This is a genomic window from Serratia proteamaculans (assembly GCF_004684015.1).
GTDB lineage: Bacteria > Pseudomonadota > Gammaproteobacteria > Enterobacterales > Enterobacteriaceae > Serratia > Serratia proteamaculans_F.
Window position 1 is genome coordinate 450,807 of the sequence record NZ_SRIA01000004.1, and the last position, 13,894, is coordinate 464,700.

Consider the following 13,894-nt stretch of genomic DNA (forward strand, 5'->3'; position numbering starts at 1 on the left):
GGGAACGCATGAAAGCAGCACGGCCCGGTAAGTTGAAACGCCAGGAAGATCAGGCCAGCTTTGTAAGCTGGCGTTTTGCGTTGCTGTGCGGCTGTATTTTGCTGGCGTTGGTTGGGTTGATGCTGCGTGTGGCTTATCTGCAGGTGATTAATCCGGACCGCCTGGTGAAAGAAGGCGACATGCGTTCACTGCGCGTGCAGGAAGTGCCCACTTCGCGCGGCATGATCAGCGATCGCTCAGGGCGGCCGCTGGCGGTGAGCGTGCCGGTGAACGCCATTTGGGCCGATCCGAAAGAGCTCAATGAGCGCGGTGGCATAACGCTGGACAGCCGCTGGAAGGCACTGTCCGATGCGCTGAATATCCCGCTGGATCAGCTTTCTACCCGCATTAATGCCAACCCGAAAGGGCGCTTCGTCTACCTGGCGCGCCAGGTTAACCCGGCGATTGGCGACTACATCCACAAGCTGAAACTGCCGGGGATTTACCTGCGTCAGGAGTCTCGCCGTTACTATCCATCCGGCCAGGTGACCTCGCATATCATCGGCGTGACCAATATCGACGGTCAGGGGATTGAAGGCGTAGAGAAGAGCTTCGACCGCTGGCTGACCGGGCAACCGGGCGAAAGAACCGTACGTAAAGACCGTTTTGGCAGGGTGATCGAGGACATCTCTTCGGTCGACAGCCAGGCGGCGCATAACCTGGTGCTGAGCGTCGACGAACGTCTGCAGGCGCTGGTTTATCGTGAACTGAATAACGCCGTGGCGTTCAACAAGGCTGAATCCGGTACTGCGGTACTGGTGGACGTGAACACCGGCGAAGTGTTGGCGATGGCCAACAGCCCGTCATACAACCCGAACAATATGGCCGGTACGCCGAAAGAAACCATGCGTAACCGTGCTATCACCGATATTTTTGAACCCGGCTCCACCGTAAAACCTATGGTGGTCATGACGGCATTGCAGCACGGCATTGTGAAAGAAAACAGCGTGCTCAATACCGTCCCTTACCGTATCAACGGCAAGGAAATCAGGGATGTTGCGCGTTACGCGGAACTCTCCCTGACCGGGATCTTGCAGAAGTCGAGTAACGTCGGTGTTTCACGACTGGCGTTATCGATGCCGTCCTCAGCGTTAGTAGATACTTACTCTCGTTTTGGATTGGGAAAAGCGACCAATTTGGGGCTGGTCGGAGAAAGCAGTGGCATATATCCAAAAAAACAACGGTGGTCTGACATAGAGAGGGCCACCTTCTCTTTCGGCTATGGGCTAATGGTAACCCCGTTACAGTTAGCGCGAGTCTATGCAACGATCGGCAGTCTGGGCGTTTATCGTCCGCTGTCGATTACCAAGGTTGACCCACCGGTTGCCGGTGAGCGCGTGTTCCCTGAACCTCTGGTGCGCACCGTGGTGCACATGATGGAAAGCGTTGCCCTGCCGGGCGGCGGTGGGGTGAAAGCCGCGATCAAGGGCTACCGAATTGCCATCAAAACCGGTACCGCCAAAAAGGTGGGGCCGGACGGCAAATACGTCAACCGATACATCGCTTATACCGCCGGCGTTGCGCCGGCGAGTAACCCCCGTTTTGCTCTGGTGGTGGTCATCAATGACCCGCAGGGTGGGAAATACTACGGTGGTGCGATCTCCGCACCGGTATTTGGCGCCATCATGGGCGGCGTGTTGCGCACCATGAACGTCGAGCCGGACGCGTTGCCTACCGGTGAGAAAAGCGATTTTGTAATTAACAGAAAAGAGGGTTCAGGTGGCCGATCGTAATTTGCGCGACTTACTCGCTCCGTGGGTGCCAACGGCGCCCGGGCGCGCGCTGCGGGAAATGACATTAGACAGCCGTATTGCGGCTGCCGGGGATCTGTTTGTCGCCGTTGTTGGCCATCAGGCAGATGGACGCCGCTATATTCCGCAGGCTATCGCGCAGGGTGTTGCCGCTGTGATTGCCGAAGCTGAAGGTCAGGCTGAAGACGGTGCTATCGCCGAAATGCACGGCGTGCCGGTAATTTATCTGAGCCAGCTCAATCAGCGCCTTTCCGCATTGGCCGGTCGTTTTTACCATGAGCCAGCGGAGCGTCTGCGCCTGATCGGTGTCACCGGAACCAACGGCAAGACCACCACCACTCAACTGCTGGCACAGTGGGGCCAACTGCTCGGTGAAACCAGCGCAGTGATGGGCACCGTGGGCAACGGTCTGCTGGGTCAGGTATGCCCAACGGAGAACACCACCGGTTCTGCGGTGGATATTCAGCACGTATTAAACGAACTGGTTGATCAGGGCGCGACCCTTGCCGCGATGGAAGTCTCTTCCCACGGCCTGGTGCAACACCGTGTGGCGGCGTTGCCGTTTGCCGCTGCGGTGTTCACCAACCTGAGCCGCGATCATCTTGATTACCACGGTGACATGGCCAATTACGAAGCGGCCAAGTGGTCGTTGTTCGCCGGTCACGAAGTGGGCCAGGCGATTATCAATGCCGATGATGAAGTCGGTCAGCGCTGGTTAAGCCAATTGCCGGATGCGGTGGCCGTCACCATGCAGGATAACCTGCAACCAGGCTGCCATGGTCGCTGGCTAAAGACTACCGCGGTCAACTATCACGATAACGGCGCGACTATCCACTTCAGTTCAAGCTGGGGCGATGGCGAGATTGAAAGCCGTCTGATGGGGGCGTTCAACGTCAGCAATCTGCTACTGGCACTGGCGACGCTGCTGTCGTTGGGTTATCCGCTGGCCAAATTGGTTGCCACCGGCAATCAGCTGCAGCCGGTCTGTGGCCGTATGGAAGTGTTCAACGCGCCGGGTAAACCGACGGTAGTGGTCGATTACGCCCACACCCCGGACGCGCTGGAAAAAGCATTGGAAGCCGCGCGCCTACACTGCCAGGGGCAGTTGTGGTGCGTGTTTGGCTGCGGCGGCGATCGTGATAAAGGCAAACGTCCGTTGATGGGCGGTATCGCCGAACAGTTCGCCGATCGCGTGGTCGTGACCGATGATAACCCGCGTACCGAAGAGCCGCAGGCGATTATCGCCGATATCCTTACCGGCCTGCTGGACGCCGGACGCGCTCTGGTGATCCACGGTCGTGCGGAAGCGGTAACCAGCGCCATCATGCAAGCCAAAGAACAAGACGTGGTACTGGTGGCGGGTAAAGGCCACGAGGACTACCAACTGGTGGGGAATCGCCGTCTGGATTACTCCGATCGCACCACCGTCGCGCGTCTGCTGGGGGTAGTGGCATGATTCCTGTCTCTCTACGGACACTGGCCGATGTATTGGACGCTGAGTTAATCGGCGCCGATTGCCAAATCGTTGAGGTGACGACAGATACCCGTCAGGTAACCGCAGGTTGCCTGTTTGTGGCATTGAAAGGCGAGCGTTTCGACGCTCACGATTTTGCGATTGATGCGGTAGCCGCTGGTGCCGGAGCACTGCTGGTAAGTAAGCGCTTATTGGTGGAGGTTCCGCAACTGGTGGTGAAAGACACCCGTTTGGCGCTGGGACAGCTTGCTGCCTGGGTTCGCCAGCAGGTTCCAACTCGCGTAGTGGCGTTAACCGGTTCATCGGGCAAGACCTCGGTGAAGGAAATGGCCGCGGCCATTCTGCGTGAATGCGGTGAAGTGCTGTATACCGCCGGTAACTTCAACAACGATATCGGCGTGCCGCTGACGTTGTTGCGTTTGCAGCCGCAGCATGACTTTGCCGTGATTGAGCTGGGTGCCAACCATATTGGCGAGATTGCATATACCACCGCATTAACCCGTCCGCAGACCGCCCTGGTGAATAACCTGGCGGCTGCCCACCTGGAAGGCTTTGGCTCTTTGGCCGGTGTCGCTCAGGCGAAAGGCGAAATTTTTGCCGGTTTACCGGCTGATGGCGTGGCGATCATCAACGCCGACAATAACGACTGGCCGCACTGGCAGAGCATGCTGGACGGCAAAACCGTCTGGCGCTTCTCGCCGCAGGCAGCGGAAGGCGTTGATTTCTTTGCCAGCGATGTGCAGGTGAACGCCAAGGGCACGCAGTTTAGGCTGCACAGCCCGTTCGGCACCGCAGAGATTGCACTGCCGTTGCCGGGACGCCATAACGTCGCCAATGCGTTGGCCGCTGCGGCGCTGGCCATGTCGGCCGGAGCATCGCTGGAGGCCGTGCGTCAGGGGCTCAAGCAATTACAGGCAGTGCCGGGGCGTTTGTTCCCGATTGCACTTTCTGACCATCAACTGCTGCTGGATGACAGCTATAACGCCAACGTCGGTTCAATGACCGCCGCTGCACAGGTACTGGCGGAAATGCCTGGCTACCGCGTGATGGTGGTGGGTGACATGGCCGAGTTGGGGGCAGAAGCCGAAGAGTGTCACCGTCAGGTGGGCGAAGCCGCCCGATTGGCCGGGGTCGACAAAGTATTGGGCGTCGGCCCGTTAAGCCAGGTGCTGGTTGAAGCATCGGGCAATGGCGAACATTTTCAGGATAAGGCAGCAGTGATCGCGCGCGTGGCGGAATTACTGTCAGAACATGCGGTAATTACCGTGTTAATCAAGGGTTCACGTAGTGCCGCAATGGAGCAGGTAGTACGCGCGTTACAGGAGAAAGCACCATGTTAGTTTGGCTGGCCGAGCATTTGGTCAAATATTATTCCGGCTTCAACGTCTTTTCCTACCTGACGTTCCGAGCCATTGTCAGCCTGCTGACCGCGCTGTTCCTCTCCTTGTGGATGGGGCCGCGGGTGATTAAACGCCTGCAGGAGATGTCCTTCGGCCAGGTAGTGCGTAACGACGGTCCAGAGTCGCATTTCAGCAAGCGCGGCACGCCGACCATGGGCGGCATCATGATCCTGACCTCCATCACCGTTTCGGTGCTGATGTGGGCCTATCCGTCCAACCCTTACGTGTGGTGCGTCCTGTTCGTCCTGGTGGGCTACGGCATCGTCGGTTTCGTTGATGACTATCGCAAGGTGGTTCGCAAAGACACCAAAGGGCTGATTGCCCGCTGGAAATACTTCTGGCAGTCGGTGATTGCGCTGGTGGTTGCCTTCGCCATGTATGCCGTAGGAAAAGACACGCCAGCCACCGAGCTGGTTGTGCCGTTCTTTAAGGACATCATGCCGCAGCTCGGCTTGTTATATGTGCTGTTGGCGTACTTTGTGATTGTCGGCACCAGCAACGCGGTCAACCTGACCGACGGGCTGGATGGCCTGGCGATTATGCCAACGGTGTTCGTGGCCGCGGGCTTTGCACTGGTGGCCTGGGCGACCGGTAACATGAACTTCGCCAACTACTTGCACATTCCGTATCTGCGCCATGCGGGTGAACTGGTGATTGTCTGTACCGCCATTGTGGGTGCCGGTCTGGGCTTCTTGTGGTTCAACACCTACCCGGCTCAGGTCTTCATGGGCGATGTTGGCTCACTGGCACTGGGCGGCGCATTGGGCACCATCGCGGTGTTGCTGCGCCAAGAGTTTTTACTGTTGATTATGGGCGGCGTGTTCGTGGTTGAAACGCTGTCGGTGATTTTGCAGGTGGGGTCGTTCAAGCTGCGCGGGCAACGCATTTTCCGCATGGCACCGATTCACCACCACTATGAATTGAAAGGCTGGCCAGAGCCGCGCGTGATCGTGCGCTTCTGGATTATTTCGCTGATGCTGGTGCTGATTGGCCTGGCGACGCTGAAGGTGCGGTAATTATGGCGGATTATCAGGGTAAAAAAGTCGTCATCATCGGGCTGGGCCTTACCGGCCTGTCCTGTGTTGATTTCTTTATGGCGCGCGGCGTGACACCACGCGTTATGGATACCCGTGTTTCACCGCCAGGTTTGGATAAGTTGCCTGAAAGCGTTGAGCGTCATTTGGGCGATTTGAATCTGGACTGGTTGTTGGCGGCGGACTTAATCGTTGCCAGCCCGGGCATGGCGTTGGCCACCCCGGCATTAAGCGCCGCTGCGGACGCGGGCGTGGAAATCGTCGGCGACGTCGAGCTGTTCTGCCGCGAAGCCCAGGCACCGATCGTAGCCATCACCGGCTCTAATGGCAAAAGCACCGTCACTACCCTGGTGGGTGAGATGGCGAAAGCGGCCGGTTGGGCGGTGGGCGTGGGCGGCAATATCGGCTTGCCTGCACTGAGCCTGTTGCGCCAGGAGTGCCAACTGTATGTGCTGGAGCTGTCGAGCTTCCAACTGGAAACCACCTCCAGCCTGCATGCGGCAGCGGCGACCATTTTAAATGTCACCGAAGACCATATGGATCGCTACCCGTTTGGCCTGCAGCAGTACCGTGCTGCCAAACTGCGTGTCTATGAAAATGCTGAAGTCTGTGTGGTGAACGCAGACGATGCGCTGACCATGCCAGTGCGCGGTGCCGATGAGCGCTGCATCAGTTTCGGTGCCGATGTGGGTGACTACCACCTGAATCGTCAACTGGGTGAAACCTGGCTGCGCGTACGCGGCGAGAAAATCCTCAATACCCGCGAGATGAAGCTGACCGGCCGTCACAACTACACCAATGCGCTGGCGGCGTTGGCATTGGCCGATGCGGTCAATATCCCGCGAGCCTCCAGTCTGAAAGCGCTGACCACCTTTACCGGCCTGGCGCATCGCTTCCAACTGGCGTGGGAACATAACGGCGTACGCTGGATTAACGATTCCAAAGCCACCAACGTCGGCAGCACCGAAGCGGCGTTAAATGGTCTGCAGGTTGACGGCACTCTGCATCTGCTGCTGGGTGGCGACGGCAAGTCTGCCGACTTTTCCCCGCTGGCGCAGTATCTGCAGGGCGATAACGTCCGCCTTTACTGCTTTGGCCGTGATGGCGAACAGCTGGCGCAGCTACGGCCGGAGGTCGCAACCCTGACCGAGACCATGGAACAGGCGATGCAGGCGATAGCCGGTCGGGTGCAGTCCGGCGATATGGTGTTGCTGTCACCGGCATGCGCCAGTCTGGACCAGTTCCGTAATTTTGAAGTGCGCGGCGACGAGTTCGCCCGCCTGGCACAGGAGCTCGGCGGATGAGACTACGCTTGCCGAACTTTGGGCTGACCGAACTGTTTAAAAACTGGGTCGCGGGATCGCGGGATAACGACTCGGTCAATATGGTGCTGTACGATCGCACCTTACTGTGGCTGACCTTTGGGTTGGCCATTATCGGTTTTGTGATGGTGACCTCGGCATCGATGCCGATCGGTCAGCGCCTGGCAGACGATCCTTTCCTGTTCGCCAAGCGTGATGCGCTGTACCTCGGCCTGGCGTTCGGCCTGTCGATGGTGACGTTGCGCATTCCGATGGAAGTCTGGCAGCGCTACAGCAACGTCATGCTGTTGATGTCGATTGTGATGTTGTTGATCGTATTGGTGGTCGGCAGCTCGGTAAACGGGGCATCGCGCTGGATCGCGCTGGGCCCGCTGCGTATTCAGCCGGCAGAGCTGTCCAAGCTGTCGCTGTTCTGCTACCTGGCGAGTTACCTGGTGCGCAAGGTTGAAGAGGTGCGTACCAACTTTTGGGGCTTCTGCAAGCCGATGGGTGTGATGGTAGTGCTGGCGGTATTGCTGCTGGCCCAGCCTGACCTCGGTACCGTGGTCGTGCTGTTCATTACCACGCTGGCAATGCTGTTCCTGGCCGGTGCCAAAATGTGGCAGTTCCTGGCGATTATCGGCTCCGGTGCTTTCGCGGTGGTGCTGTTGATCATTGCCGAACCTTATCGTATGCGCCGCGTGACGTCGTTCTGGAATCCATGGGCCGATCCGTTCGGCAGCGGCTACCAGTTGACCCAGTCGCTGATGGCCTTTGGCCGCGGTGAGTTCTGGGGGCAGGGACTCGGTAACTCGGTCCAAAAACTTGAGTATTTGCCTGAAGCGCACACCGACTTTATCTTCTCGATTTTAGGCGAAGAACTGGGCTATATCGGTGTGGTTTTTGCATTGTTAATGGTATTCTGCGTCGCTTTTCGTGCTATGTCGATTGGCCGCCGTGCGCTGGAGCTTGATCAACGTTTTTCCGGCTTTTTGGCCTGCTCAATTGGCGTGTGGTTTAGCTTCCAGGCGCTGGTTAACGTCGGCGCCGCCGCAGGTATGTTACCGACCAAAGGTCTGACACTGCCATTGATAAGCTACGGCGGCTCGAGCCTGCTGATTATGTCGACGGCGATCGTGCTGTTATTGCGTATTGATTATGAAACGCGTCTGGCTAAAGCCCAGGCGTTTGTGAAGAGGTAAGGGATGAGCGGGAAACCTAAGCGTTTAATGGTGATGGCAGGCGGTACCGGCGGACACGTGTTCCCGGGACTGGCGGTCGCACATCATCTGATGGCGCAGGGCTGGCAGGTGCGCTGGCTTGGAACCGCAGACCGAATGGAAGCCGATCTGGTGCCAAAGCACGGGATCGAGATTGATTTCATCCGTATTTCCGGCCTGCGCGGCAAAGGGCTGAAGGCTCAGTTGAGCGCACCGCTGCGGATCTGGCATGCGGTACGCCAGGCGAAAGCGATAATGCGCAACTACCAGCCGGACGTGGTGCTGGGCATGGGCGGTTATGTTTCTGGCCCTGGCGGTTTGGCGGCATGGCTGTGCGGTGTCCCGGTGGTATTGCACGAGCAAAACGGTATTGCCGGGCTGACCAACCGCTGGCTGGCGCGTATTGCCAAAACCGTGCTGCAGGCATTCCCAGGTGCGTTCCCGAACGCCGAGGTGGTGGGTAACCCGGTTCGTACCGACGTACTGGCGTTACCGCTGCCGGCAGAACGCTTGATGGGCCGTGAAGGGCCAATCCGCGTACTGGTGATTGGCGGAAGTCAGGGGGCGCGGGTACTGAATCAGACAGTTCCTGAAGTCGCGGCGAGATTGGGCGATAAAATAACGCTCTGGCATCAGGTAGGTAAAGGTGCGCTGGAAAACGTGTTGCGCGACTACGAGAGGGTAGGGCAGACACAGCACAAGGTGACCGAGTTTATTGATGACATGGCTGCCGCCTACGCCTGGGCTGATGTGGTGGTGTGCCGCTCCGGTGCGTTGACCGTCAGCGAGATTGCTGCCGCGGGCCTGCCGGCGATCTTTGTGCCATTCCAGCACAAAGACCGTCAGCAATATTGGAATGCTCGCCCGCTGGAAGAAGCCGGCGCGGCGAAGATTATCGAACAGCCGCAGTTTAACGCTGATGTAGTGGCTGAACTGCTGGCCGGCTGGGATCGTCCAACGCTGTTGGCGATGGCTGAAAAGGCGCGCGCAGTCGCTATCCCGGATGCCACCGAACGCGTGGCGGCGGAGCTGGTGCGAGTCGCCAAATAATTTGCAGGGGTTCGGCACGCCGGGCCTGAATTAAAGAATGTCATACAGGGGCCCGGTATGCCGGACCCGGATTAGAGAGAGTGATGAATACACAACAACTGGCGAAACTACGTACTATCGTGCCCGAGATGCGACGCGTCCGGCACATTCACTTTGTCGGCATCGGTGGCGCCGGCATGGGTGGTATCGCCGAAGTGTTGGCTAACGAAGGTTATCAAATCAGCGGTTCCGATTTGGCACCGAACCCAGTAACCCAACAGTTGAGCGCGCTCGGGGCGACAATTTACTTCCATCACCGCCCGGAAAACGTGCTGGATGCCAGCGTAGTGGTGGTTTCTACCGCCATTTCCGCCGACAACCCGGAGCTTGTCGCCGCCCGTGAGGCGCGTATCCCGGTGATCCGCCGTGCAGAGATGCTGGCCGAACTGATGCGCTTCCGCCACGGTATCGCCGTTGCCGGTACGCACGGCAAGACCACCACCACGGCGATGGTGTCGAGCATTTATGCCGAAGCCGGCCTGGACCCGACCTTTGTCAACGGCGGGCTGGTGAAAGCGGCGGGTACCCATGCGCGTTTGGGTTCCAGCCGTTACCTGATTGCGGAAGCGGATGAGAGCGATGCGTCGTTCCTGCATTTGCAGCCGATGGTGGCGATTGTCACCAATATCGAAGCCGACCATATGGAGACCTACCAGGGCGACTTCGAAAATCTGAAGCAGACGTTTATCAACTTTTTGCACAACCTGCCGTTCTACGGCCGTGCGGTGATGTGTGTTGATGACCCGGTGGTGCGCGAACTGCTGCCACGCGTGGGCCGCCATATCACCACCTACGGTTTCAGTGACGATGCCGACGTACGCATCGAGAACTATCGCCAGGTTGGGCCGCAGGGCCACTTTACGCTGAGCCGTCAGGACAAACCGTTAATGACGGTCACCCTGAACGCGCCGGGCCGTCACAACGCGTTGAACGCCGCGGCGGCAGTGGCAGTGGCAACAGAGGAAGGCATTGACGACGCAGATATCCTGCGTGCGCTGGCAGGCTTCCAGGGTACCGGTCGCCGCTTTGATTTCCTCGGTGAATTCCCGCTGGAGCCGGTCAACGGCAAAAGTGGCAGTGCGATGCTGGTGGACGACTATGGTCACCACCCGACCGAGGTTGACGCAACGCTGAAAGCGGCGCGCGCCGGTTGGCCGGATAAGCGTCTGGTGATGATTTTCCAGCCGCACCGTTACACCCGTACGCGCGATCTGTACGACGATTTCGCCAACGTACTGTCGCAGGTGGACGTGCTGCTGATGCTGGACGTGTACTCCGCAGGTGAAACGGCAATCCCGGGCGCGGACAGTCGCTCGCTGTGCCGGACTATCCGCAGCCGCGGCAAGCTGGATCCGATTCTGGTTTCCGATGCGGACACCGTGCCGGAAACCCTGGCGCAGTTGCTGCAGGCCGACGATTTAGTGCTGGTGCAAGGCGCCGGCAACGTGGGCAAAGTTGCCCGCAAACTGGCTGAGCTGAAGCTGCAGCCACAGAAAAAAGAGGAGGAACACCATGGCCGATAAAGTTGCCGTACTGCTGGGTGGCACCTCTGCTGAACGTGAAGTGTCATTGCAATCCGGCGCCGCCGTGCTGGCCGGGCTGCGTGAAGCCGGTATCGATGCCCACGGTATTGATATCCGTGACTTCCCGGTAACCCAGTTGAAAGAACACGGGTTTACCAAAGTGTTTATCGCCCTGCACGGTCGCGGTGGCGAAGACGGTACCCTGCAAGGGATGCTGGAGTTCCTCGAGCTGCCTTACACCGGCAGCGGTGTGATGGCTTCGGCGCTGACCATGGACAAATGGCGCACCAAGATGGTGTGGCAGTCGATGGGCTTGCCGGTGGCACCTTATGTAGCGCTGAACCGCAAGCAGTATGCCGGTGCAGAGAAGGCGGCGCTGATTGCTCGCGTGGAGGCCCTGGGCCTGCCGTTAATCGTCAAGCCGAGCCGTGAAGGTTCCAGCGTCGGCATGAGCAAAGTTACTGAGCGTGACGCGCTTGAAGCGGCGTTGGAAGAAGGTTTCCGCCATGACGACGACGTGCTGGTCGAAAAGTGGCTGAGCGGCCCGGAATACACGGTAGCGATGTTGGGCGACCAGGTATTGCCTTCGATCCGCATTCAACCGGCCGGCGTATTTTATGACTATCAGGCCAAGTACATTTCGGACGATACCCAGTATTTCTGTCCGAGTGGCCTGGGTGCGCAGCAGGAAGCCGAGATGGCTGCCCTGGCGTTACGCGCCTACCGTGGGCTGGACTGCAGCGGCTGGGGCCGCGTGGATGTAATGCAGGATAGCGATGGCAGCTTCTATCTGCTTGAGGTGAATACCTCGCCGGGCATGACCAGTCATAGTCTGGTGCCGATGGCAGCGCGCCAGTCTGGTTTAAGCTTCTCGCAGCTGGTAGCGAGAATTTTGGAGTTGGCCGACTGATATGTCGCAAGCTGCCCTGAATGCGCGTGAACGCGAGGTGGATAACAACCCGCGCCGCAGCAATGGAACCCAGTTGGCGGGAATGGTTTTCCTGCTGATGGTGTTGGGAACGGTCCTGTGGAGTGGCTGGGCGGTGATTGGCTGGATGAAAGACGCCAGCCGCCTGCCGCTGTCACGACTGGTGGTGACCGGTGAACGCCATTACACCACCAACGACGATATTCGCCAGGCGATCCTGGCGCTGGGATCGCCGGGTACTTTCATGACGCAGGATGTGGATATCATCCAGCAACAGATTGAACGCCTGCCGTGGATCAAGCAGGCCAGCGTACGCAAGCAGTGGCCGGACGAGCTGAAAATCCACCTGGTGGAATATGTCCCGGTGGCGCGCTGGAATGATTTGCACATGGTGGACGCCGAAGGTAAATCCTTCAGCGTGCCGGCAGAACGAATTGGCAAACAGAAGTTGCCGTTGCTTTATGGCCCGGAAGGAAGCGAACAGGATGTTCTGGACGGATATCGGACCATGAGCAGCATGTTAGCAGCCAGCAAATATACGCTGAAAATGGCAGCCATGAGTGCTCGCCATTCCTGGCAGCTGGCTTTGGATAATGATGTTCGGCTGGAGCTGGGACGCGACGATCGCACCGGACGCCTGCAGCGCTTTATCGAGCTTTATCCGGTATTGCAGCAGCAGGGGCAGGCAGAAAGCAAGCGAGTCAGCTATGTCGACTTACGCTATGAGGCCGGTGCATCGGTAGGTTGGGCCCCAGTGTTAATCGACCCGCAGGCAGCAGGCGATCAGCAAAACAGTAATCAGCAACAGAATCAGGCACAGGCAAAACAACAATGATCAAGTCGACGGACAGAAAACTGGTAGTTGGACTGGAGATCGGTACTGCAAAAGTCTCCGCATTGGTAGGGGAAGTTCTGCCCGATGGCATGGTCAACATTATCGGGGTGGGCAGTTGCCCGTCTCGCGGTATGGATAAGGGTGGCGTTAACGACCTGGAGTCGGTAGTGAAGTGCGTACAGCGCGCTATCGATCAGGCCGAACTGATGGCTGATTGTCAGATTTCTTCGGTTTACCTCGCATTATCGGGTAAACACATCAGCTGCCAGAACGAAATAGGGATGGTTCCTATTTCCGAAGAGGAAGTGACACAGGAAGATGTGGAGAACGTGGTGCATACCGCCAAATCGGTACGCGTCCGTGATGAACACCGCATCCTGCACGTCATCCCTCAGGAATACGCCATCGATTATCAGGAAGGCATCAAAAACCCGGTTGGGTTGTCCGGCGTGCGTATGCAAGCCAAGGTGCACCTGATCACCTGTCATAACGATATGGCAAAGAACATCGTTAAGGCAGTAGAACGTTGCGGTCTGAAAGTAGACCAACTTATTTTCGCCGGTCTGGCCGCCAGCTATGCGGTACTGACCGAAGATGAGCGCGAACTCGGCGTTTGTGTGGTGGATATCGGCGGCGGCACCATGGATATGGCGGTGTACACCGGCGGTGCTCTGCGCCACACCAAAGTGATCCCTTACGCCGGGAACGTGGTCACCAGCGATATCGCCTACGCCTTCGGCACACCGCCGACCGATGCGGAAGCGATCAAGGTTCGACACGGCTGTGCGCTTGGGTCGATTGTTAGCAAGGATGAAAGTGTAGAGGTGCCAAGCGTGGGGGGGCGTCCTCCCCGTAGTCTGCAAAGACAGACACTGGCTGAAGTTATTGAGCCACGCTACACCGAACTGTTGAATCTGGTTAACGATGAAATATTGCAATTGCAGGAGCAACTGCGTCAGCAAGGGGTGAAGCATCATCTGGCAGCGGGTATTGTGCTGACCGGTGGCGCCGCCCAGATTGATGGTCTGGCAGCTTGTGCGCAACGGGTGTTCCATACCCAGGTACGCATCGGCCAACCCTTGAACATCACGGGTCTGACGGATTATGCGCAGGAGCCTTACTACTCTACGGCGGTAGGTCTGCTGCACTATGGAAAAGAGTCTCACCTGAGTGGTGAGGCAGAAGTAGAAAAACGCGCCTCGGTGGGCAATTGGTTTAAACGTATCAATAGCTGGCTGAGAAAAGAGTTTTAATGTTTCAACAAAGAGATCATGCTGAGTAATCTTTTTATGATCTCGCA

General features: G+C 58.1%; 11 protein-coding genes. All 11 read left to right on the forward strand.

Features of this window, described 5'->3' with window-relative positions; genetic code table 11:
• Positions 1-8: 8 nt before the first annotated feature.
• The 11 genes from E5C26_RS03670 to ftsA all read left to right on the forward strand — a co-directional run bounded on the left by E5C26_RS03670 (position 9) and on the right by ftsA (position 13,847).
• A complete protein-coding gene (locus tag E5C26_RS03670; RefSeq protein WP_012005205.1) occupies positions 9-1,772 on the forward strand; it encodes a peptidoglycan glycosyltransferase FtsI in 1,764 nt (587 codons plus the stop codon).
• Positions 1,759-3,246 carry a UDP-N-acetylmuramoyl-L-alanyl-D-glutamate--2,6-diaminopimelate ligase gene (gene murE, locus E5C26_RS03675; protein ID WP_135315103.1) on the forward strand — a complete coding sequence of 496 codons (1,488 nt, stop codon included), beginning with the start codon at positions 1,759-1,761 and terminating at the stop codon, positions 3,244-3,246. Before E5C26_RS03670 ends, murE begins: the two co-directional genes overlap by 14 nt.
• Positions 3,243-4,604: a UDP-N-acetylmuramoyl-tripeptide--D-alanyl-D-alanine ligase gene (gene murF, locus E5C26_RS03680; RefSeq protein WP_135315104.1), complete on the forward strand. Its 1,362-nt coding sequence runs from the start codon at positions 3,243-3,245 to the stop codon at positions 4,602-4,604. Before murE ends, murF begins: the two co-directional genes overlap by 4 nt.
• The gene (mraY, locus tag E5C26_RS03685) at positions 4,598-5,680 is read left to right on the forward strand and encodes a phospho-N-acetylmuramoyl-pentapeptide-transferase (protein ID WP_012005208.1); all 1,083 of its coding nucleotides are present in this window, start codon (positions 4,598-4,600) and stop codon (positions 5,678-5,680) included. Before murF ends, mraY begins: the two co-directional genes overlap by 7 nt.
• 2 nt (positions 5,681-5,682) lie before the next feature.
• Positions 5,683-7,002, forward strand: coding sequence for a UDP-N-acetylmuramoyl-L-alanine--D-glutamate ligase (gene murD, locus E5C26_RS03690; RefSeq protein WP_135315105.1), 1,320 nt, complete (start codon positions 5,683-5,685; stop codon positions 7,000-7,002).
• Positions 6,999-8,201: a cell division protein FtsW gene (ftsW, locus tag E5C26_RS03695; protein ID WP_135315106.1), complete on the forward strand. Its 1,203-nt coding sequence runs from the start codon at positions 6,999-7,001 to the stop codon at positions 8,199-8,201. Before murD ends, ftsW begins: the two co-directional genes overlap by 4 nt.
• 3 nt (positions 8,202-8,204) lie before the next feature.
• Positions 8,205-9,269, forward strand: a complete 1,065-nt coding sequence (murG, locus tag E5C26_RS03700; RefSeq protein ID WP_135315107.1) for an undecaprenyldiphospho-muramoylpentapeptide beta-N-acetylglucosaminyltransferase — start codon at positions 8,205-8,207, stop codon at positions 9,267-9,269.
• Between the two features lie 83 nt (positions 9,270-9,352).
• Positions 9,353-10,831, forward strand: a complete 1,479-nt coding sequence (murC, locus tag E5C26_RS03705) for a UDP-N-acetylmuramate--L-alanine ligase (RefSeq protein WP_135315108.1) — start codon at positions 9,353-9,355, stop codon at positions 10,829-10,831.
• Complete coding sequence (locus E5C26_RS03710) at positions 10,821-11,741, forward strand: D-alanine--D-alanine ligase (RefSeq protein WP_061807350.1); 921 nt, start codon at positions 10,821-10,823, stop codon at positions 11,739-11,741. Before murC ends, E5C26_RS03710 begins: the two co-directional genes overlap by 11 nt.
• A gap of 1 nt (position 11,742) precedes the next feature.
• Complete coding sequence (gene ftsQ / locus E5C26_RS03715) at positions 11,743-12,594, forward strand: cell division protein FtsQ (RefSeq protein WP_099063078.1); 852 nt, start codon at positions 11,743-11,745, stop codon at positions 12,592-12,594.
• Positions 12,591-13,847, forward strand: coding sequence for a cell division protein FtsA (gene ftsA, locus E5C26_RS03720; RefSeq protein WP_004950148.1), 1,257 nt, complete (start codon positions 12,591-12,593; stop codon positions 13,845-13,847). The genes ftsQ and ftsA overlap by 4 nt, the downstream gene beginning before the upstream one ends.
• Positions 13,848-13,894: the final 47 nt, after the last annotated feature.